The sequence below is a fragment of the Halarchaeum nitratireducens genome (assembly GCF_014647155.1).
In the GTDB taxonomy this organism is placed as follows: Archaea; Halobacteriota; Halobacteria; order Halobacteriales; family Halobacteriaceae; genus Halarchaeum; species Halarchaeum nitratireducens.
The window spans coordinates 289,952-309,350 of the sequence record NZ_BMOQ01000006.1; the positions used below are offsets into that span (position 1 = coordinate 289,952).

Sequence of the window (19,399 nt, forward strand, 5' to 3'; positions counted from 1 at the left end):
AGCACCCCTCCTATAATGGAGATAACCACAAGAAGAATTACATATATATTGTCGTAATATTAAAAATGGTCTCCACTATTGAGGGAGCGAAGCGGCTCACTGTGCAGTCGCGCGCGTAATCGGGGGGGGGGAGGTTCGTCGGATCCTGACCGTACCAACGTGTTACGGCGAAAGAACTATATTACCACGGTTGAGATTACCACCCATGGTTCGGATGCTGCCAGATAGAGGAGGAGACGGCGCATGAACCGTAACGAAATGCTCGGTGAGGTCGTATTCTCGGGTATCATGTCGTTCTTCATAGGAATGGTTGCATCCACTGTGTTAGTGATCGTCTTCAGCGGTCTCGGCCCGGGGTTCGTGATGCGATGGCTCACGTCCGTCGTGCTCGCGTTTATCATTGCGTGGCCGACGGCCGTCGTTTGTACGCCGCTCGCCGTCCGAATCCAGAACCGCCTCCCGGTACCCAACAATCAGGCCGTATCGTAGGTTCTGGTCGTGTTTAGTTAAGGCTGAAAAGTGAGGCGGGATTGATTCTCGCTATCAATGGCTGAAATCACCCACCTCAGCGGTCGTAGCGACTGGATCAACTTGGAGTTTGTGGAGCGAGAGCGGACACCGAGCGAGCTGATGGAACTGGGTATTCGACTTCATTTGTCGGGACTCTCACTTTCGAATACCATCTTGGAACTTGAGAAGTTCGGTGTCGAACGGTCGCGGAAAGCGGTTCACGACTGGGTACAGAAAGCCGATCTACAGCCAGCCAGCGATGCGAGTCCAGATCACATCGCGCTCGACGAAACGGTGATCCGAATCAACGGACAGCAGTTCTGGCTGTACGCCGCCGTCGATCCCGGAACGAACAAATTCCTCCATGTTCGGCTGTTTACGATGGCTACGATAGCATTGACGCAGTAGTTTCTGCGGGAGCTTCGTGAGAAGCACGACGTCTCCGACGCTGTGTTTTTCGTCGATCACGCCCAGCACCTAGCGGCTGCACTCCATCGAGCAGGACTCCGATTTCAAACCGTTCGTCATGGGAATCGGAACGCTGTCGAATATATCTTCCAAGAAATAAAGCGACGCACTTCATCGTTCAGAAATAGTTTCAGCCACGTTGATCCCGAGACCACAGAAACGTGGTTACAAGCCTTCGCTGTCTGGTGGAACTCGCTTATCTAAACACGATGGATTGACTGACGGGTAGGCTTATTATACCTCGTTGCATATGATCGGACAGTGTCCGAGAAATCGAAACAAGGAATAAACGTTTGCATCAGTCTGCATCCTGATAGCGATGAGCGTGTCTTCCGGTTGGAAGCAGCGGACGACATCGCCCGGATTCTCGTTGACGCACACGACTCGGAATTCACGATTCGCGACCTCGTCAACGAGACGGGGTACAGCCGATCCACGGTTTGGCGTGCCGTCGACTTCTTAGCGAACATTGGCATCGCACACGTTCGTGAGACACCACAGCGAAACTACGTCAAAATCGATCCCGAACACCTCCAGAAGGACGACCCAATCCTCGCGATTGCGCAGTCTGAGTACCGCGAGCCGATCCGAGCGTTCATTCGACGCGTTCGGTCCACACTTGCGGATGAACCTGCCGTCGACGATCTCCTCGGAATTCTCGTCTTCGGGAGCGTCGCACGCGGTGAGGCTGACCGGAAGAGTGACATCGACATCTTCGTTATCATTGATGGCGACCGCACCACTGCTCGACGCCGTATCTCCCAAGTTGCGGCTAATCTCGAGGAGCAACCATTTGACGGGGACCGATATACGTTCGAACCGTTCGTTGAAACGCCCGAGAGCGCCACACGTGCCGGTGAAAAGCTCTATGAGATATTCCGTGGCGGAATCACGGTGTACGGCACGGAGCGGTTCCACGAGGTCCGAAAGAAGGTGATGGCGAGTGAGCGGTAGTCGAATCGAGTCACTCGTCGATGAAGTGCAGGCCGCGTTCGATCGACGACCGGAGGACGTTGAGGCTGGTCTTGAGACGAATGAAGCGGACGTCCTTCAGCTGCGGAAATCGTGTCGCCTTCTTCGCGGTGCGGACCTCCTTCTCGAGGAAGGATTCTACACGCTCGTAATCGAGGCATCGTTCGTCGCGATAGAGCGTGTGATCGAGTTTCGATTGCTCGAGAGTGGAGTCGAGCCACGAGACCTCCCCGGCACGCATCCTGGTGCCTACACCGAAGCAGCCCAGCGTGGCATCCTCTCAGAATACAGCGCGATGGACATCCAAGAGCTGTGGCGCGATCACCGCGCGAAAACCTACTATCAGGACGGTCTTGCAGCCCGTCAACGAGCTGAAATCCTCTATGAGCTTGCGACCGAGACACACGAGTTCATCGTGAATCAGTCGTCCAAACGTCACGAGTGTCTCTGCACGTAGTCCTACAACTCGTGTTACATCTCCTCAGAGGTGCTCCTCGAAGATGTCTGCCAACTCCTCTTGGACGAGTTCTCGCATTGCGTCGGCGCGGGCTTGGCGACGCGTCTGCTCGTCGAGGTAGTTGCGTTCCGACACCGACGCGTCCCGCGACCCCTGTGAGGCGGCGACGGCGGCGGTCCCCGCTTCGATGGTCGGGCGCTGTTGACGGTAGAGGCGGTACCACGTCCGCCGTCCCATCTTCGGGAGGGGACGCTCGCCGTCGATCGTGACGTCGGCGCGCTCGCCGAGGTCACGGAGCCAGCGCCGTGCTGTCTGCGTGGAGATCGGCTGCTCGATCGACTGACCGGGGAGGAGGTAGCCGGTCCACTCCCCATCTTCGGCGAGCACGTCGATGCGTTCGGTGATGGCGTCGACACCGACGAGGATCTCGACCGTATTGCGCGTGCGGCGGGCGTTCTTGCGTTGGCCGGCCTCGAAGGCGATGTAGGGGACGTCGCCCTCACCGGGGTCGAGTTCGAGTTGGTCGACGTGCAACTCGCAGGCTTCGATGGGTCGGAGACCCCAGCCGGCGAGCGCCAGCAGCAGGAAGCGCTCCTCGTCGGTCGCGACGTCGAGGAGCGCGACAAGGTCGTTCCGAGAGAGGGCGGGATGGTCGTAGACGGGGTCTTCGTCCCAGCCGAAGCGATTCAGCAGACTCTCGGCGGGGTTGTAGAGGCCGCGTCCCATCTCGACGAGGAACGTGTACCAGTTTTTGACGGCGGAGACGTACTTCTTCTTCGAGGCGAGCGTCCCGAGCTCGTCGTCGAGGACGCGGAAGGTGTCCCGGACGCGGGCGATCTCGTCCGGCTTCTCGGTCTCGTCGAGGAGCGGCGAGAGCAGGTCACTCGTGTCGTTCACTTCCCGGTAGGTCGTGACGTACGTCTTCAGTCGGGAGCGACGCGGCCCCACCGTCGTCGGGGCGCGCCCGCGGTCGCGCTCAAGCTCCTCAAGGTAGTCCTCCAGGCCGTGCACCGTGGGCTCGTGGTCGATTCCCCACTCGTCGTTCTTCTCGGGGTTCGGCGGGAGTCCGACTTCGTCGTAGAACTCGCCCGGCGAGAGGTCGTAGTCGCGTCGCAGGCGTTCGACGAACCCCGAATAGTTGCCCTTCAGCCACGCGTAGGTCGGCGTCCCCCGGTCGGGGTCGATATCGACGTCCGGGTCGGCGCGGAGCGCGGGCGCGATCTCCGCCTCGTAGAACTGGGCGAAGTCGTCGAGGTCGTCGAAGCGGGCGTACGTCGCTTCCATGGCTATTCCGGCCGGGAGGGGTCGCTCGCAGCATCCGGTCGGTAGACGTCGGCAGCGGCGTCGATGTCGAGTTCGCGGCAGGTACGGGTGGGAATGCTCGCTCGCTTCCCCGAAACCGTGCGTTCCGAACCGCCGCTCTCACTCACGCTCGCGACGAGGAGCGCGACGCGCATAAGCCTAGTGTGTGACCACACGACTAGCGCCGCCGTCGAGGTGATGGCGCGCCGTACGACGGTTCTGTCCCCGGACTGGTGGCGGGAGTCAGTGCCGCGGCGCCACGAGCCAGCCGACTGCCCGACGTGGGTCGTGGTTCAGTTAGCGACGCTCGTCTCCTCCAGTTCCTGTACGTACTCACGCAAGCGCTCGTCGTCGAGAACGTCGAGGAGGAGCTCGTCGTCCAGACGCTCCGCCCACCGCCGTTTAGCGCGCTCCTCCCGTCGTTGGGCTTCCTCGCGATCCATGTACGACGACTTCATCCGTTCGACGTCCTGCTCCTGGATCTCCCTGAGGTGTTCCGGGTCGATGTCGTGGTCTTCGGGCACACGGTGGGTTCGGAACCGTTCGTTCCACGCCTCCTCATCGTCCCACTCGTGATCCACGGTCGACCGGGGCCAGTTCCAAGACCGGTAGGCCGCGACCTTCTCCCAGTACCCCTGATCGCGGCGAACGTCGACGACGACAGCCATTCCGACTTCCATCCCGTTCCCCGCCGCAGTGAGCGCCTGCGTCCCTCGACCCACTTGTGCGCCGGCAACGTACAGCCCGTCGACAGGTGCCCGTCCCTCCTCGTCAACGTAGTCCAGTGATACGTGTTCGTGCACGTCCCCGTCTCCGTGCTGGTGGGACTCGAACATCTCGTCCTCGTCGTCCAGTCCCTCGAGGTAGTCGCGGTCGTACGTCGTCGCCGCGACGACGCGGTCCGTATCGACGGTCCGACCCTCCTGTGTCTCGACGCGGAACCCACCCGTTTCGCGCTCGTCGACCGAGAGAACCATATCCGAGACGACGGCGCCGCCCGCTTCCTCGACGTGTTCATGTATCAACTCGTAGAACGTCTGGATGTCGACGCCCCACGGGAACCCGAGGTAGTTCTCTAGGTATGCACACTGGCTGAGTGCCGACCTCCCGCGGTCGAACACGACGGTATCGAGGCCGTACTGGGCGGTGTATAGGGCAGCGGCGGATCCCGCCGGACCGCCACCGACGACGACGACGTCGACGTTGTCGTTACTCATACTCGTTTCACCCTCCTCATTATTCTCTCCTGCCATACTTTTAGGCTAGCCTAAAAAATAATAAGCGTATCGGTTCAGGTGACCAAATCACGTGAGTGTCGCGTTAGGCGGCGGGGCGCCCGAACGTCCTCTTCTCGAATCGGAATCTCGAACACGAGACGCACGAAGCGCGATACCGTCCGGGTCTATCACCCGTCGAAACCCGTCTCCGCGACACGGGCTCCGGCGACGGCACGCGACGATTACCGCTCCGTGATCACGCTCGCGAGTCTATCGCGGTCGAATATTTGCTCATCCGCAAACCGGTCCGGATAGTAGAGGCCGGCGTACCGTTCGAGCATGAACAGATTGTGGAGCGGGCCGCAGAAGATCGGCCCGCCACGGAAGATCTGATCGTTCTGCACCGCGGATAGCTGGCCGCCGACCTCGTGCTCGCGGATGTGTGATACGATCGACTCCTCGAACGCCTCACGGGTTCGCGCTTTGCCGCGATACCGAAGCAGGAGCGAGTCAGGATCGATTTCGAGAAGCGTCTCGTAGTCAATACTACCGCTATCGCTGGTCGAGAATCCGCTGACGTCGGTGTCAGCGAACGCATCGGCGATGCCCAGCGTGTGGAAGTGTTCCTTGTTCGCGCCCTCCCCCGAGAGGCGGTACGGGTAGAACTCCTCGGGGTCGTCTGGGGCATAGAGGAGCAGTGCGTCGGGCCGCTGGTCCGCCGCCGGGAGTTCCGCTTCGATAGTCGCGACCGTCTCCTCGTGTATCGATCGGATGGCCTCGAACCGCTCGCGCTCCCGGACCACCGCCGCGACCTTCTCGAACGCCTCGTACAGCGTGTAGTATCGGTAGTCGTGCCACGGGTCGGTCCGTCGGAAGATGACGTTCCCGAGGAAGGGCGCAACTCCCTCCGCGATCTCCTCGACGTCTGCGTTCGACCAGCTGTCGAGAATCCGCGTCAGCCAGTGTGGGTCCATGAGGTGAAAGTCCGCGTCCATCTCGTAGAAGACCTCCTTCGAAACACCGCCGTTCTTGCTTGCGAGCTGAGTCAGGCTGCTCGAATCGATCGACACGCCGTCGAGTTCGTCGTAGTGGGTCGTTAGGTACTGGCGGCGGGTTCGGATGGACTCGACCGCATCGCCGTGACCCAGCGCGACCAGCATGTCGATGTACGTGGGATCACACCCCGCGATCGTCTCGGGGACGCGATCGAACGCGACGGTACCGGTCGGTTCCATGGTGACCGCGTACGCCCCGTCCGATGTGGCGTTCGTCGCGGGCTCAGTCGCCGTGCGCCTCGGATCCGACCCGTGGTCCACACAGCCGGCCAGAAGCGACCCAGCGACGACTGCACTTCCGTACTTCATGTACTCTCGTCGAGTCGATGCTTCTGCCGCACTCGCGTTGGTGTTCTCGTTGCTCATTTTAGATTTCCCCGCTAACGATGTCGACGACGGCTTGTCGGTCGAACAGCTGTTCACTCTCCGAAATCTCGGGATACAGCTTACCGGAGCCGTATCCCGGCCACTCTCCGAACTGATCGGGGTAGAGCTGCTTGGCCGTCATCTCCAGATTGAAGAGGCTCATGATCGGACCCTGCATCCCGTACCCGGACGGGTAGTAGCGCTCGTCTCGAAGCGCCGGAATGTCGTCCGCGAGTGGGTTGTCGAGGACCGCTTCGCGACCCTGAATGAACGTCTCGCCGAGGGCGACCCCCCAATACCGAAGCATCACGTCCGGTTGTGCCTCGACGAGCGCCTCGAAGTCGTAGGATCCGTCGGCCTCCGGACCGCCCTCGATCGTCTCGAACGCGTTCTTGATACCCATCGGACGAACATGCGCCCAGATGTAGCCGTCCTGCGTGAAGTCGTACGGCCAGAATGTGCCACCGCTGTAGGCGACGATAGCGACTGACGGCCGTTCGGATTCCGGCGGGAGGTTCGCCTGAATCCGAGCGACGAGGTCATCACGGATCGATTTGAACGCCTGGTAGCGTTCCTCTTCCCGGAGAACGGCGGCGATCTTTTCGATGTACTCCCAGAGCGTGTAGTACTCGTAGCCATCGCGGTAGGCGTCGGGCGGATCGGCGTTTGTTCGGCTGTAGTAGTTCCCGAACCACGGCCCGACGTCCTCCGCAATCGCATCGATGTCCTCCTCGCTCCACCCGAACGATGAACTTCGCAGGAGCGCGGGATCGAGGAAGTGAACGTCGCTATCGAGCTCGTAGAACGCTTCCATATCCAACGCCCCCGGGTCGTCAGCCGACGTGACTCGGCCGAGGTCTTCCCACTCGAAGGTGACCGATTCGAGGCGGTCGTAGTAGTAGGAGACCGTGTTGCCGAACAGCTGTTTGTCGTATCCGATGGCGTTGATCGACTCACCGTGGCCGAGCGCGACGGCAGTACCCGCCGACAGCGGGTAGTACGTCAGGAAATCGGATGGAACGCTGTCGAACTCCACGTCCCCGACCGGCGATAGCGTAACCGCGTAGGACCCGGTTGCCGTCGTGGCGGTGTCGGTACTCGCGTCGCTCGTCGCGGCTGTGTTAGTCGGTTCGTTACTCGTTGTACCGACACACCCGGCGAGCAGTCCCCCACCGACGATCGCGCCGCCGCCCTTGAGGACGTCTCTGCGCGTCGACACCTCCTCCGTCGTCGTATCACGTGAGGTCATGCTTCGAACTCCCCGTTGATGATGTCCGCGACGCGTCGTCGATCGAAGAGCTGCTCGTCCGCCGGGAACTCGGGGTACGGACCGCCAGTATAGTCGGGCCACGCGCCGAACCGGTCGGGGTAGAGCTCCTTGGCGACCATCTCCAGCTGGAAGAAGTTCATAATCGGGCCGCCGTACCGGGCGCTAAGGGGATAGACGCGGTTGTTCTTCACCGCGGAAATCTCGCTGGCGACCGGGTCGTCGCGGAGGTTCTGCTTCTGCGCCCGCCAATCGTTCGCCCGAGCGAACGCGTTCTCGATGAGGATGACCTCCGGGTCGGCCTCGACGAGCGCCTCCAAGCCGATCGTATCGCTCTCCGGGATGTCCGCGAGCACGTCGTCGACGCCGAACGGACGCGTGTGCGAACGGATGAACCCGGGACCGTCCATGTGGAAGACCCAGATCGAGTCCAGGTCCGGAGACATCATCACACGGGCTGTTCGCGGACGCTCGTCGTTCGACGGAACGTTCGCCGCGATCGTCGCGTCGAGGTCGGCTTTGACTTCCGAGAGCGCGTCGTACCGCGCCCGCTCCTGAAACACCTCCGCGACCTGCTCGAATATCTCCCAGAGCGTGTAGTACTGGTACTGGTCCGCCCAGTCCGCCGGCGGTTCGCTGTGGTTCCGACTCAGCGCGTTTCCGAACCACGGCGCGACCCCCGTTCGGACTTCCTCGACGTCCGCGGTATCCCACGCGTCCATCGTTGAGACGTACGCCGGATCGGCCAGGTGAACGTCGCTGTCGAGCTCGTAGACGATCTCTTTGTCCGGATTCCACGAGTTGTAGAGGTCCGCCCAATCGACAGACACCCCGTCGAGACGTTCGAGGATCTTGTCGTAGTTGCCCTCGAAGTTGGCGGGACTGTACATCGCGTTGAGCGCGTCGCCGTGACCGAGTGCGACGACCATATCGGTGTGATGGACGAGGATCGTGAACACGCTCTCCGGCGGCTGGTCGAACTCGACGGTGCCTGCCGGCGCCAGCGTCACCGAGTATGGTTCGTCCTCCTGCGTCGTCGTGGTCGTCGAATCAGGCGCTGGGGTCGTCGTCGACTCGCCGGCGCTGCCGGTACACCCGGCGAGCAAGCCGCCACCCGCGACCGCGCCGCCGTACGTCAGGTAGTCACGCCGCGTTGGTGCCTCGTATCGAGTGGTGTCGTGGTTCATTGTTAGATGTCTCCGTTGATGATGTCCGCCACGCGCTGGCGGTCGAACAACTGCTCCCCCTCGGGAATGTCCGGGTACGGCTCACCGTCGACGTAGCCCGGCCACTCGCCGAACGCGTCGGGAAAGAGCTGTTTCGCCGTCATCTCCAGCTGAAAGAGGTTCATGATCGGCCCCTGCCCGCCGACTCCAGAGGCGTAGACGCGGTCGTTTCGAACGGCGGTCAACTCTTGACCAACGGGGTGGGATTCCAGTGCTGCCTGCATCTTTGCCATGTTGGTGTCAGGGGTGATTCCCCAGAACTGGAGGATCACATCAGGGTCGAGATCCAGCATCCCTTCGAAATCGAGCCAACCGGAGTTCTCCTCGAGGCCACCCGCCTCGGCGAACACGTCTGTGGCCCCGAACGGTCGGGTGAACGAACGCGCGTACCCGGGATCGTTGAGGAAGTACACGCGGAACTCCTCCTCGTTGTGCATGGTGAGCGCGACGCTCGGTCGCTCCCCCGGTAGCTTCGAGGCGATCTCACTCATCAAATCGGCGTGGACCGCCGCGAGCGCGTCGTAGCGCGCCCCCTCTCGAAGCACCTGCGCGACCTTCTCGACGATCTCCCAGAGCTCGTAGTACTCGTACGACCCCGCGTAGGCGTCCGGCGGGGAGCCGTTGAGCCTGCTGTAGTAATTTCCGAACCACGGACCGACGTTTTCGATGATCTCGTCCACGTCCGCCTGACTCCACCCGAACGACGAACTCTGAGCCCACGTCGGATCCATGAAATGGACGTCCGAGTCGAGTTCGTAGAGGATCTCCTTGTCGAGGCCGTCGTTGTAGATCTGCGGGAGCGACTCCCAGTCGGGCGAGACGACGTCGAGGGAGTCGAGGTAGAAGTCGAGGATGTCGCCGTACCACGAGAAGCCGAGGGAGTTGACGGCGTCGCCGTGGCCGAGCGCGACCGCGGCGTCCGCGTACAGTTGACTGTACACCATGGCGCTCTCCGGAACGCTTTCGAAAGAGACCTCGCCCACCGGCGACATCGTTACCGAGTACGATTCACCGTCGGGCGTCTCTGTTTGCCCCCGCGTCAATTCTCCGTTCGACGGTGCGTCATTTTGACGCCCGAAACAGCCCGCGAGGAGTCCGCCACCGACTACCGCCCCGCCGTACGTCACGTACTCCCTACGTGTCGGTGCCTCCGTCGTACCCGTCTCGTCGTTGTTACTCATGTTTAAATGCCTCCGTTGATGACGTTCGCAACCCGCTGTCGGTCAAATAACTGCTCGCTCTCGGCGATCTCGGGATACGATCCACCCGTGTAGGTCGGCCAGTCGCCGAAGATATCGGGATAGAGTTGTTTCGCGGTCATCTCTAGCTGGAAGAGGTTCATGACTGGCCCCTGAAGTGGGTTCCCGCCAGCGTAGACGCAGCCGTTCCGAATGGCCGAGAGCTGTTGGCCGACCGCGTGGTTCGACAGTTCCTTGCGGAGGGACTCGACGTCGTAGTAGGAGTATCCGTAGCGATGCAGAATGACGTCCGGGTCGATTTCGACCATCGTCTCGAAATCGTAGGACGACTCGTAGCTGATGTCACCTCCGGCGAACGCGTCCGTCGCGCCCAACGGCCGAGTGTGTGCGTTCGCGAACCCGGGCGTGTTGATTTTCGCGGGGTAAAACGTCTCATCCATGTAGATCACCGACCCGACGGTCGGCCGCTCACCCTCCGGGGGATGGTTTGACCGGATCGTTGCGAGCAGATCGTCGTGTATTGACGCGAGCGCTTGGTATCGCTGCTGTGCCCGGAAGACCTTCGCTACCTTCTCCGAGATTTCCCAGAGTGTGTAGTACTCGTAGTCATCTCGGTAGGGTTTGGGTGGTTCGGCGTTCCGGCGGCTATAGTTGTTCCCGAAGAACGGTGCGATGTTCTCCGTGATCTCCTCGACGTCGTCGACGCTCCAGCCGTCAAAGGAAGCGACGAGCGAGGGATCGACGAGGTGGAGGTCGGAGTCCAATTCGTAAAACACCTCCATATCGACGGTGAGATTCCCCGATCCAGTGTTGAGCTGCGTGAGGCTCTCGTAATCGAAGGAGACACCATCGAGGTGCGCGTAGAACGCATCGAGCGCGCTCCCGACATCCGTGCTGAATCCGAGGGAGTTCACCGCGTCCCCGTAGCCGTATGCGACGGCCATGTCCGCGTACAGGAGGTTGTACACCATTACGCTCGTCGGCGGCTCTTCGAGCTTGACGGTTCCCGCCGGTGCCATCGTCACCGAATACCTCTCGCCCTCCTGCGTCGACGTGTCTGTCTCGTTCTCATCTCTTTCGTTCGGTGTCGCCCCGGACTCGGACTGGCCTGCACATCCGGCGAGCAGGCCGCCGCCGATGACCGCGCCGCCGTACTTCAGGTAGTCGCGCCGCGTCGGTGCCGCTGTCGTGTTCGCGTCGTCGTCGGTCATCGTCAGATGTCACCGTTGGTGATGTTCGCGACCCGCTCGTGATCGAACAACTGCTCGTCGGGACCGAACGCCGGATAGGAGTCGCCGTTCTCGTAGTCAGGCCACGCACCGAACTGCTCGGGGCAGAGCTGCTTGGCGGTCATCTCGAGCTGGAAGAGGTTCATCAGTGGCCCCTGCCAGCGCGTCCCCTGCACGTACACCCGGTCGTTCTGCACGGCGGCCAACTCGCTTCCCACGGGGTCGTCTCGCAGATTCTGCTCCATCTGTTCGAAATCGACCTCTTCCGTGACCGTCCAGAGTGTGAGAATCGCGTCCGGGTCGGCGTCCAGCAGCGCCTCCGTGTCGAGTCGCTTGAACGGACCCTCCAACTCCGCACCGCCGAACACGTCGATCGCGCCGAGCGGCCGGGTGTGGGCGTTCCAGTAGCCGGGCGCGTTCAGTCGGAGCCGGTAGATGTCGGCCAGGTCCTCCCTGAGGGAAAGGTACGCGACGGTCGGCCGTTCCGACTCCGGCGGCAGCCTGTCTTCGATGGTCCCGAGCAGGTCGTCGTGGACGGACGCGAGCGCTTCGTACCGTTCTCGCTCCCCGTACAGCGTCGCGACGCGATCGAACAACTCCCACAGCGAGTAGTACTCGTACCCGTCGGCCCACTCCTCCGGCGGCGTGGCGTGGTAGTTGCTGTAGTAGTTGCCGAGCCACGGCCCGACGTTGTTCGACACTTCGTCGATGTCGCTTCGGTTCCAATTGTCCTCCGTCGTTACCCACGCGGGGTCCACGAGGTGGAGATCGCTGTCGAGTTCGTACAGCTGCTCCTTCGCGAAGCCGTACTCCCCCGCCTTGTCCGCCCACTCGATCTCGAAGTCGTCGAATCCGGCGGTGAAGTACTCGAGACCCGCGACGGTCCCGTCCCACCAGAGGTAGTTGATGGTCTCACCCCGACCGAGCGCACTGGCCATGTCCGGGAACCACGGGAAGTGGGTGAACACGTTCGTCGGGGGTTCCTCCAGCGAGACCGTGCCGACGGGCGATAGGTCGACCGTGTAATCAGACTCCGTCGTCGAGGTCGTCTCGCTCCCCTGCTCGGTCGCCTGAGTCGTCTCCGCTGTCTGCGTCGATTCACCCGTCGGTTGGCTGGAACATCCCGCGAACAGTCCCCCACCTACGACCGCGCCGCCGTATTTCACGTACTCCCGTCGAGTCCGTTCGATTCGCCCACTTCCTCGACGACGTCCCGCTCGCTGGCGCTCGCTCGAAGCACGCCGCATCGGCGTTTCAGTCGTCTTCTCGTCGTCGTCACCCACGGTCAGATCTCTCCGTTAACGATGTCCGCGACCCGCTCGCGGTCGAATAGCTGCTCACTCTCGGGAATCTCGGGGTAGTCTTCACCGTCGACGTACCCGGGCCACTCGCCGAGTTGTTCGGGGTAGAGCTGCTTGGCAGTCATCTCCGTCTGGAAGAGGTTCACTATTGGTCCCTGGTATCTGACGCCCTGTGCGTAGATGCGGTCGTTCTTCGCGGCCGAAATCGTCTGCCCGACCGGGTCGTCCCGGAACCGCTCTTTCGTCTCCGCGATACTGTAGCTTGAGGAGAGTCGGAACAGCGCGAGGACGACGTCCGGGTCCGCTTCTGCCATCGCCTCCATATCGACCTGGGCGTTCCGCTCGAAGTCCATGTCGGCGAATGCATCGACCGCACCGAGCGGACGGGTGTTTGCGGCGAGGAACCCGGGCGCGTTCAGATGGAAGACGCCGACGTGGTCTTCGACTGGGAAGGTGAGCGCGACGGTCGGTTGCTCGTCCTTCGGCGGGCGTTTTTCTTCCACCGTCGAAAGCAGCTGCTGGCGTTCCTCGTAGAGGGCCTGATAGTGCTCTTTCGCCTGAAAAACTTCGGCCACCTTCTCGAAGATCTCCCACAACGAGTAGTACTGGTACCCGTCTGCCCACTGCGTCGGTGGCGTCGAATGCGTGTTGCTGTAGTAGTTCCCGAACCACGGCGCGATCTGTTCGCGGATCTCTTCGATGTCCGCCTGATCGAGAGAGTCCAACGTCGTGGCGTAGGCCGGGTCGGTCAAGTGAACGTCGCTGTCGAGCTCGTAGAATCCCTCCTTCCCGAGCCCCCACGTGTCTTCGAGGTTCTTCCAGTCGAGCGAGACGCCGTCCAGCCGCTCGTAGAAGTGGTTCAGTAACGTGCCGTGGTACTCGGGGAAGTAGATTGAGTTGATGGCGTCCGCTTTCCCGGCCGCGATCGCCATGTCAGCCGTGTTCGGCAGCCCGGTGTACACGGCCTCTGGAACAGAGTCGAAGCTGACCTCGCCCATCGGCGCCATCGCCACCGAGTAAGACTGCCCGCTCTGCGAACTCGTTTCGGATGTCGTCGTGGATTCTGTCTCGTCCGCCGTCGTTGCCCCTGAGGTCGTTGAACTGGGGTCACCGCCGGAACAGCCAGCGAGCAGCCCCCCGCCGATGACCGCCCCACCGTACGTCACATAATCTCGTCGCGTCGGTGCTTCTGTTGTATTCGTGTCGGTGTTGTCACTCATATTCAGAACTCTCCCTTGATGATGTCCGCGACGCGTTGGTGGTCGAACAGCTGGTCCTCCTTGGAAAAGTCGGGGTATGCTCCACCGTCGTACGCCGGCCATTCGCCGAACTGCTCGGGATAGAGCTCCTTGGCGCCCATCTCGAGCTGGAAGAGGTTCATAATGGGGCCACCGAACCGAACGCCGAGTGGATAGATGCGGTCGTTCTTGACGGCCGGTATCTGTTGGGCGACCGAGTCGGTACGGAGTTCGGTCTTGACCTGTGTCCAGTTCGCCCCCGGTGAGACGCCACCCGTTCGCAGAATGACGTCCGGGTCGGCTTCGACGAGTGCTTCGAGGTCGATTTGCGCGCCGACCCGCATATCGGCGAACGCGTCTTCGACACCCAGGGCCCGCGTGTGCGCCCGATAGAATCCCGGGCCGTTCATACTGTACGCCCAGATTCCCTCACTCACACCGGACGGGGAGATGAGCACCCGTCCCGTTCGGGGTCGTTCGTCCGCGGGCGGGAGGTTCGACCGAATCGTCGATAGCAGGTCCTCGTGGACCGCTGCGAGGGCTTGATATCGCTCTTCCTCCTGGAAGACCCGGGCGACGCGCTCGAAGATCTCCCAGAGGTCGTAGTACTCGTAGTCATCCGCCCATTCAGCGGGGGGCTCACCGTGCTGGCCACTGAACGAATTTCCGAACCACGGTGCGACGTTCTCGTGGACTTCGTCGATGTCTGCGGTAGTCCAGCTGTCCATCGTCGCGACCTTCGCAGGATCGGCGAGATGAACGTCGCTGTCCAGTTCGTAGAGTTGCTCCTTTCCCGGATTCCACGATCCGTACAGGTCCGCCCACTGGACGGAAACGCCATCGAGCCCGTTCAGGAACCGATTGTAGAGTCCCTCGAACAGGCTGGGATTGAAGATGGCGTTAACGTCATCACCGTGCCCGAGCGCGAGCGCCATGTCGGCGTGATGAGCGAGGATGGTGAATGCCGCCTGCGGCGATTCAGTGAACTCGACGTCACCCATCGGCGCCATCGTCACCGAGTACGACGAATCGCTCGGAGTCGTCGCCTCTGTGGTCGTGTCTCCACCCACAGTCGTGGTCGTCTCGTCCATCCCGCCGCCGCCCGAACAGCCGGCGAGCAGGCCGCCGCCGACGACCGCCCCGCCGTACGTCACGTACTCCCTCCGCGTCGGTGCTTCGTGTTCCGCGTCGTCGTCTGCCATGCGTTTTAGGCTCGCCTAAAGAACTATATTTGCTTCGGTTCTTAGGTCAGCCAAAACCTACCTCGGCCGGTGGACTTCACTCGTCTCGAAGAGTCACTCTATCCGCCCTCCGAAGACGCTTACAGACCAGCTACTGCCATCTCTCGTCGTGCCTACTGCGTCCGACGAATCCACCGTCGTCGCTGACGAGCGCCGTATCCGCGGCCCGACCCGTCGAGAGAGGACGGGCACCCACCCGTCACGAGCCTAAGGCGATGAGTAGCGCGAACGCGCCGGCGAGGAGCGCCGCGAGCGCCCACACGGACCCCTGACCGAGTGTCCGCACGAACACGGCGTAGCCGATCGTCGCTCCGGCGGTGAAGACGACGATACTACTAACCGCGTGGACGAGTTCGATCCGGATGGTAGCAGAGGGGTCACTGACCTCGGCGGCGATCCCCAGTGCGGTCCGTCCGACGTCCCACGCGATCACCGTGAGGACCGCCGCGATCAGTACGAGACTCGGGGCCATCCCCGCGAGACCCGCGAACATGAGTCCGCCGACGAACGCCGCTCCTCCGCCATCGACGAGCAGTCGTGACTGCCGAAAGAAGCCGGCCGCGAGGAGACAGACGCCGAGGACGCCACCGACGAGCGTCGGAATCGAGACCGCGATCACGACGAGAGCACCGAGTCCGGTGATCAGGGAGACCCCAGCGCTCACCCGCGGCACTCGCCCCCATCGACGCCGGGTCACGATGATTCTCCCCTCCGCGTTGGTTCGAGCGTGTCCGCCGTCCGGACGTGAATCCCGGCGCTTCGAAGGGTCTTGATACGGACCCCCCGCATCAACACCGCGTATCCCTCTCCAGCCGACAGCGACGCGGACTCCTCGGCCGGGAAGGGGGAGTGTACGGAGACGGCGTAGCCGTGCGCGTCGAGCGACCGGACGAGCTGAACGGCCTGATCGTCGAGGAGCGGAGAGACGACCACGATCTGCGTCGCGGTCTGCGTCTGCCGCGTGATCACTCTCAGCGCGTGCTCCGCGTCGAAGTCGGCCGTGGGCGGCGTCCAGTCGAAGGCGTCGTCCTCCGTGAGCAGCGTCCGGATCCGAGCGCGGTGGGTCGCCCCTGCTTGCGGCGCGAGCCAGCACGAGCGCGGGGACACCGCCACTAGTCCGACCGGGATCTGCTCGTCGAGGAGCGCCATCGAGACGTCGTGCGCTGCCGCGATGCTCGCGCGAGCGAGGGGCGTATCTGCGTCACGCCCCACCGTCCGATACGTCTCACGACGGGTATCGACGGCGACGAGCACGCGCGTGAGCCGGGATTCGTCGAAATCGATCGTGGTGAACTCGCCCGTCTTTGCTCGCTGCTTCCAGTGCACGCGCGAGAGCGGGTCGCCCCGTCGGTACTCGCGGACGGAGTGGAATTCGACGCCCGCACCCGCGGCATTCGAGCGCGACGCACCCGGGAGCGGCGTCGTGCGACGGCGATGGCCCGCTATCGCGGCGGGCCGGCGAGGCCGGTGGCAGGTGAGTGTCGTCGGGGCGGGTTCGACGAGGGACTCGCGGCGGTGGAGTCCGGTGACGTCGCGCGTGATGGCGAGCATCGGCTCGAACGCGTGGTGCCCGGGCACGGCCTCGACGCAGTAGGTGAACGTGGCCTTCTTTCCGGGGCGTAAGGCGGTCGTGAATCGCGGCGACCCCTCGGTGACGCGAAGTCCGGGCGGGACGCCGTCGATGACGCGGAGGTCAGCGAGCGTCTCCGAACCCGTGTTCTCGATACCGATCGTGACTGTGACTTCCGTCCCCGGGGCGGGTGTCTCGATGTCGAGCGCGCGGGAGACGCTGACCGATTCCGTTGGCGGGGTGGCGACGCGGGCGTAGCCGGCGACGATCACGCCGAAGGTCGTGAGCAAGAGCAGCGAGGGCGTCAGCGTGAGGATGCCGAGGCCGCCGAGCGCCAGCGCGGCGACGACGACGTCGCTCGCCCGACTCGCCCGCCGCTCTCGCGCCGTCTCATCGTTCGGCCCCCAGTACTCTCGTACCGAAACCGGTGGTGGCGACTGCCCAGGCGTCGTTCCTTCACGGAGGGCGGGGACAACGGGTGTGTTCGTGGTGCGGTTCGCGAGGGCGGCGACGGCGTGTCGCGCGCGACGCGCGAACACCGCCTCCGGCGACCACAGGGAGCGAAGCCGCTGCCGGATGGAGAGTTCCGGGACGATGTCGCCGGTGAAGAAGGCCGCCGCATCCGAGTCTGCGGTCCAGGTACCCGTATCGAGGCGGGATTCGATCTCGTTGCGCGATCGGTGGTCGCTGTCGGTGAGCGCCCGTCTCGCCATCTCTCGCAGATCGTCACGAAGACGGATACGGGCCGTGGGCGCCGCTTCGCGGCGGTCCGTCCAAGAGATGCCGTCGAGGCGGCGGGCGAAGGACTCGCCGAGCGATTCGTAGTGGGGACGGCGCTCGGGTGTCGGCGTCTCCGGGGGCTGCGTCTCCGCGTCGTCTCCCTGGTCAGTGGACGACGAGAGAACGTCTGTGAGGAAGTAGACGCCGGCGAGGAGGAGGACGACGACGCCACCGAGTGCGAACGGTGCTGTGCGGCCGACCCCGGTCGGAGTGAATCCGCTCCCGAGTGTGGGTGCGACGAGGAGGCAGACGCCGAGAAGGCTCGCGACGAGCCCGACGACGAGGAGTGGGCGGCGTGACCCCGTCATTTGCCCGGTCGTTCGGGGTCGTCGTCGGTCTCGCCCCGGTTGTCGGCGTGTCGTATCGTGTGGAGGGCGCGCCGGGCGTCGCGTTCTCGGTCTGGAGTCGGGGGCGCGTCGCCGTAGCGGACGGTTCGGAAGAGGCGTGTGATGGTTCGAACGGCGGACGCGGGGAGGCCAGCGTCGACGGCGGCGTCCGCGAGTTCGCGCGGCGTCTTGTGGCGGCTGTCATCCGGGCGGGCGATCGCGACCATCGTCTGCCACGCTCGATAGACGTCGTTATCTGCGGGGACGTGCGTCGCCTCGGGCGACCGGGTGTGCTCGGTCGGGTCGTCGGAGTAGTCGGTGGGCGTCGCGGTCGGTTCGACGGGCGCGGACCCATCGTCACCGGTGAGCCACCAGAGGACGAGGGCCCCACCGACGAGGAGGAGAAGCGCGGCGATTGCGAGACGGGCGAACGCACTCGTTGCGTGGGTCGAACCGGTCGCGAGCCCGGACGGGACGCTGAGGTCCGGAAGGAGGTAGTGGCCTGCTGACTGCGTGCCGGTCGGAGTCTCCGCGTTCGAGGGCGTCCCGTTCGAGCCACTCGTCCCCGGCGATCCAGAAGGGCTCGAAGCGGCGGTCTGGGCGGGGTGCGCCGCGTGCAGCGTACCGGCTGCGGCTCCGAGGACGGCGAGCCCGAACACGGTAACGAGGAGGGCTGCGAGGTGGGAACGATTCATGTCTGGCGGCGTACGTGGACTCGTTTAGTGACGCGCCGTAATAAGGGTTGGACCGTTCCGGGTTCGCCGCCACTCGTACCCGATGTGGGGATGCATCAGTCGTGGGCGATTCGGAGAGCGTGTTCGCCATCTCTTTCGCGCAGTCACGTTCCACGATCAGAGTAGCCCGGGGATCTGGAGTAGGAGAAACCCCACGACACCCGAAACCACGGCCCAGAACCCGACGTCGCCGATCTCGAAGTCGGACGGGGAGCCGGTGAACAGCTCGTATATGGACGCAAGTACCATCCCGACACCGGCGATGCTACCCGAGATGAGTGGGAGGCTCGCGCTTCCATTGACGAGAGTGAGGATTGCCCCCGTTGCGAAGACTGTACCGTAGATCGCCATGCATGTGTAAAATACGTAGAACCGTTCCATGGCGTCGTAGTCGCACAGGACCACCATAAACGTGGGGAGCCGGTCCCGCGACTGAGGGGATACACCTATCTTCTGTGAGAGGGAAGACGCGTCCATGGCCCTCCCGGACTGATTCGAGCAGGCGGGGATCGTCGTCGGCTCTACGATACTGCTTTCACTCCCGATGAGTGAGCTGAGCGCCGCGCTCGTCGGGTACAGCGTCCAGCCGACGTGGCTGTTCGTCGTCTCGCTCGTCCCCGGAGCCATCGTCGGGCTGTTACTCGCCACCGGCCATCTCCCCGTCTCGTACTCGCAGGTGTGGGCCTTCTCACTCACCGGGTGGCTCCTCGCGTACGTCGGTTGGGCTCTCGCAGGACTTCCCGTCCCACCGACCGATCAGACCCTCGGAGTTCTCATCTGGGTCGTCGCACTCTGTCTCGCCGGCGGCCTCGTCTGGCTGCGCCCCATTTCGCTCGCCCGAAAACGACTTGGCCACACCTGAGACGGATATCCCCCTCTCGATGGCGTACACGTCACGCCATCAGTCGGACATCTTCGCTCAGTTCGCTGCCCACCCTCCC

19 protein-coding genes and 1 pseudogene are annotated in these 19,399 nt (G+C 63.1%); 5 read left to right on the plus strand and 15 right to left on the minus strand.

Going from position 1 to position 19,399, the window contains the following annotated elements; translation table 11 throughout:
• Positions 1-243: 243 nt before the first annotated feature.
• From IEX91_RS12270 to IEX91_RS16760, 4 genes and pseudogenes are all read left to right on the plus strand, one after another.
• Positions 244-489: a DUF2798 domain-containing protein gene (locus IEX91_RS12270; protein ID WP_188879273.1), complete on the plus strand. Its 246-nt coding sequence runs from the start codon at positions 244-246 to the stop codon at positions 487-489.
• A gap of 57 nt (positions 490-546) precedes the next feature.
• Positions 547-1,182, plus strand: a pseudogene (locus tag IEX91_RS12275) (IS6 family transposase).
• A 57-nt stretch (positions 1,183-1,239) separates the two neighbouring features.
• Complete coding sequence (locus tag IEX91_RS12280; protein ID WP_188879274.1) at positions 1,240-1,932, plus strand: nucleotidyltransferase domain-containing protein; 693 nt, start codon at positions 1,240-1,242, stop codon at positions 1,930-1,932.
• Positions 1,922-2,407 carry a hypothetical protein gene (locus IEX91_RS16760; RefSeq protein ID WP_407647965.1) on the plus strand — a complete coding sequence of 162 codons (486 nt, stop codon included), beginning with the start codon at positions 1,922-1,924 and terminating at the stop codon, positions 2,405-2,407. Before IEX91_RS12280 ends, IEX91_RS16760 begins: the two co-directional genes overlap by 11 nt.
• A 24-nt stretch (positions 2,408-2,431) precedes the next feature.
• Here IEX91_RS16760 and IEX91_RS12290 read toward each other — a convergent pair whose 3' ends face one another.
• From IEX91_RS12290 to IEX91_RS12360, 15 genes are all read right to left on the minus strand, one after another.
• A complete protein-coding gene (locus IEX91_RS12290) occupies positions 2,432-3,691 on the minus strand; it encodes a tyrosine-type recombinase/integrase (protein WP_188879277.1) in 1,260 nt (419 codons plus the stop codon).
• 2 nt (positions 3,692-3,693) lie between these two features.
• Positions 3,694-3,837 (minus strand): hypothetical protein, encoded by a 144-nt coding sequence (locus tag IEX91_RS12295; RefSeq protein ID WP_188879278.1) that lies wholly within the window; start codon positions 3,835-3,837, stop codon positions 3,694-3,696.
• A 165-nt stretch (positions 3,838-4,002) separates the two neighbouring features.
• Entirely contained in the window at positions 4,003-4,926 is a 924-nt protein-coding gene (locus IEX91_RS12300) for an FAD-dependent oxidoreductase (RefSeq protein WP_188879279.1), read from the minus strand.
• 242 nt (positions 4,927-5,168) lie between these two features.
• Positions 5,169-6,347, minus strand: coding sequence for an ABC transporter substrate-binding protein (locus IEX91_RS12305; protein WP_188879280.1), 1,179 nt, complete (start codon positions 6,345-6,347; stop codon positions 5,169-5,171).
• A gap of 1 nt (position 6,348) precedes the next feature.
• Entirely contained in the window at positions 6,349-7,596 is a 1,248-nt protein-coding gene (locus IEX91_RS12310) for an ABC transporter substrate-binding protein (RefSeq protein WP_188879282.1), read from the minus strand.
• On the minus strand, positions 7,593-8,801 hold the full coding sequence (locus tag IEX91_RS12315) for an ABC transporter substrate-binding protein (RefSeq protein ID WP_188879284.1): 1,209 nt from the start codon (positions 8,799-8,801) through the stop codon (positions 7,593-7,595). Before IEX91_RS12315 ends, IEX91_RS12310 begins: the two co-directional genes overlap by 4 nt.
• A 2-nt stretch (positions 8,802-8,803) precedes the next feature.
• The gene (locus IEX91_RS12320; protein WP_188879286.1) at positions 8,804-10,021 is read right to left on the minus strand and encodes an ABC transporter substrate-binding protein; all 1,218 of its coding nucleotides are present in this window, start codon (positions 10,019-10,021) and stop codon (positions 8,804-8,806) included.
• Between the two features lie 2 nt (positions 10,022-10,023).
• Positions 10,024-11,250, minus strand: a complete 1,227-nt coding sequence (locus tag IEX91_RS12325; protein ID WP_188879287.1) for an ABC transporter substrate-binding protein — start codon at positions 11,248-11,250, stop codon at positions 10,024-10,026.
• A 2-nt stretch (positions 11,251-11,252) separates the two neighbouring features.
• Positions 11,253-12,515: an ABC transporter substrate-binding protein gene (locus tag IEX91_RS12330; protein WP_188879334.1), complete on the minus strand. Its 1,263-nt coding sequence runs from the start codon at positions 12,513-12,515 to the stop codon at positions 11,253-11,255.
• Between the two features lie 38 nt (positions 12,516-12,553).
• A complete protein-coding gene (locus IEX91_RS12335; RefSeq protein ID WP_188879288.1) occupies positions 12,554-13,789 on the minus strand; it encodes an ABC transporter substrate-binding protein in 1,236 nt (411 codons plus the stop codon).
• Positions 13,790-13,791: 2 nt separating this feature from the next.
• Positions 13,792-15,009, minus strand: a complete 1,218-nt coding sequence (locus tag IEX91_RS12340) for an ABC transporter substrate-binding protein (protein ID WP_188879290.1) — start codon at positions 15,007-15,009, stop codon at positions 13,792-13,794.
• A 238-nt stretch (positions 15,010-15,247) separates the two neighbouring features.
• Positions 15,248-15,712 carry a DUF7519 family protein gene (locus IEX91_RS12345; RefSeq protein ID WP_188879292.1) on the minus strand — a complete coding sequence of 155 codons (465 nt, stop codon included), beginning with the start codon at positions 15,710-15,712 and terminating at the stop codon, positions 15,248-15,250.
• Between the two features lie 29 nt (positions 15,713-15,741).
• Positions 15,742-17,706 (minus strand): DUF58 domain-containing protein, encoded by a 1,965-nt coding sequence (locus tag IEX91_RS12350; RefSeq protein ID WP_188879294.1) that lies wholly within the window; start codon positions 17,704-17,706, stop codon positions 15,742-15,744.
• Positions 17,703-18,419: a DUF4129 domain-containing protein gene (locus tag IEX91_RS12355; protein ID WP_188879296.1), complete on the minus strand. Its 717-nt coding sequence runs from the start codon at positions 18,417-18,419 to the stop codon at positions 17,703-17,705. The genes IEX91_RS12350 and IEX91_RS12355 overlap by 4 nt, the downstream gene beginning before the upstream one ends.
• Before the next feature lie 156 nt (positions 18,420-18,575).
• Positions 18,576-18,839 carry a hypothetical protein gene (locus IEX91_RS12360; RefSeq protein ID WP_188879298.1) on the minus strand — a complete coding sequence of 88 codons (264 nt, stop codon included), beginning with the start codon at positions 18,837-18,839 and terminating at the stop codon, positions 18,576-18,578.
• Positions 18,840-19,002: 163 nt separating this feature from the next.
• On the opposite strand from IEX91_RS12360, the gene IEX91_RS12365 reads away from it, so the two are divergent.
• On the plus strand, positions 19,003-19,320 hold the full coding sequence (locus IEX91_RS12365; protein WP_188879300.1) for a hypothetical protein: 318 nt from the start codon (positions 19,003-19,005) through the stop codon (positions 19,318-19,320).
• Positions 19,321-19,399: the final 79 nt, after the last annotated feature.

Excerpts from the sequence above, each read along its gene's own strand:
- IEX91_RS12270 (WP_188879273.1), top strand. The coding sequence starts at position 244 with ATGAACCGTAACGAAATGCTCGGTGAGGTCGTATTCTCGGGTATCATG.
- IEX91_RS12290 (WP_188879277.1), bottom strand. The coding sequence starts at position 3,691 with ATGGAAGCGACGTACGCCCGCTTCGACGACCTCGACGACTTCGCCCAG.
- IEX91_RS12300 (WP_188879279.1), bottom strand. The coding sequence starts at position 4,926 with ATGAGTAACGACAACGTCGACGTCGTCGTCGTCGGTGGCGGTCCGGCG.
- IEX91_RS12305 (WP_188879280.1), bottom strand. The coding sequence starts at position 6,347 with ATGAGCAACGAGAACACCAACGCGAGTGCGGCAGAAGCATCGACTCGA.
- IEX91_RS12310 (WP_188879282.1), bottom strand. The coding sequence starts at position 7,596 with ATGACCTCACGTGATACGACGACGGAGGAGGTGTCGACGCGCAGAGAC.
- IEX91_RS12315 (WP_188879284.1), bottom strand. The coding sequence starts at position 8,801 with ATGAACCACGACACCACTCGATACGAGGCACCAACGCGGCGTGACTAC.
- IEX91_RS12320 (WP_188879286.1), bottom strand. The coding sequence starts at position 10,021 with ATGAGTAACAACGACGAGACGGGTACGACGGAGGCACCGACACGTAGG.
- IEX91_RS12325 (WP_188879287.1), bottom strand. The coding sequence starts at position 11,250 with ATGACCGACGACGACGCGAACACGACAGCGGCACCGACGCGGCGCGAC.
- IEX91_RS12330 (WP_188879334.1), bottom strand. The coding sequence starts at position 12,515 with ATGCGGCGTGCTTCGAGCGAGCGCCAGCGAGCGGGACGTCGTCGAGGA.
- IEX91_RS12335 (WP_188879288.1), bottom strand. The coding sequence starts at position 13,789 with ATGAGTGACAACACCGACACGAATACAACAGAAGCACCGACGCGACGA.
- IEX91_RS12340 (WP_188879290.1), bottom strand. The coding sequence starts at position 15,009 with ATGGCAGACGACGACGCGGAACACGAAGCACCGACGCGGAGGGAGTAC.
- IEX91_RS12350 (WP_188879294.1), bottom strand. The coding sequence starts at position 17,706 with ATGACGGGGTCACGCCGCCCACTCCTCGTCGTCGGGCTCGTCGCGAGC.
- IEX91_RS12355 (WP_188879296.1), bottom strand. The coding sequence starts at position 18,419 with ATGAATCGTTCCCACCTCGCAGCCCTCCTCGTTACCGTGTTCGGGCTC.
- IEX91_RS12360 (WP_188879298.1), bottom strand. The coding sequence starts at position 18,839 with ATGGAACGGTTCTACGTATTTTACACATGCATGGCGATCTACGGTACA.
- IEX91_RS12365 (WP_188879300.1), top strand. The coding sequence starts at position 19,003 with ATGAGTGAGCTGAGCGCCGCGCTCGTCGGGTACAGCGTCCAGCCGACG.